Source organism: Streptomyces viridochromogenes DSM 40736, from assembly GCF_000158955.1.
GTDB classification, from domain to species: Bacteria; Actinomycetota; Actinomycetes; order Streptomycetales; family Streptomycetaceae; genus Streptomyces; species Streptomyces venetus.
The window spans coordinates 1,980,868-1,981,529 of record NZ_GG657757.1 but is presented as its reverse complement, the minus strand read 5'-3'; the positions used below and the strand labels follow the sequence as shown (position 1 = coordinate 1,981,529).

Annotated in this window: 2 pseudogenes; both read right to left on the bottom strand. The window is 75.4% G+C overall.

What is annotated here, in order from left to right:
* Positions 1-202: pseudogene (locus tag SSQG_RS08660) on the bottom strand (SAM-dependent methyltransferase); the annotation flags it as partial.
* 56 nt (positions 203-258) lie between these two features.
* A pseudogene (locus tag SSQG_RS08655) lies at positions 259-662 on the bottom strand (SAM-dependent methyltransferase); the annotation flags it as partial.

Below are 662 nucleotides of genomic sequence, written 5' to 3'. Positions count from 1 at the left end.
GTCCTCCAGGGACAGGGCCGCCGAGTCGAGGGATCTCCGCGTCCTCACGCGCGTGCCCCAGGACCTCCTCCTGGACCAGGCTGGCCGCCCAGATCACGACGTCGGCCTCGGCGATGGCGCGGGCGGCGCGGAACGTCAGCAGGTCGGCGGCGCCGGGGCCGGCACCGACGAAGGTCACCTTGCCGGCGGGGGCGTCGGCCATGGGGTCGGTCCTCTCGTACAGGGGGTCGGTGGTGAGCGGGGGGATGTGCGGGCGGGTCAGAGCTTCCCGCCGCGCCCGCCGTCACGCCGTGCGGGGGCGATGAGCGTCGACAGGTAGGGCAGGGGAGCGCCGTCGAGTTCGGCGGCCGGACGGATCGACTCCTCCGTCAGACCCAGCGCCGACCCCCACACCGCGCCGCCGAGCCGCCCGGTCTCCCGCAGCGCCTCGGCGACCTCGTGCGCCTGCCGGCCGAACTTGTAGGCGACGACGGTCCCGGGCCCGGCGAGGGCCTCCTTCAGCGCGCTCGCCCCCGCGGTGACGGGCACGAGCGTCAGCGGCTCGGTTCCCTCGGTCAGCACGGCACCGGACCGGGCGGCGAGGTCCTGCATGGCGGTGATCCCGGGCACCGTCTCGACGACGGTGCGCGGGCACCAGCTCGGTGATGGTCTGCGCGAGATAG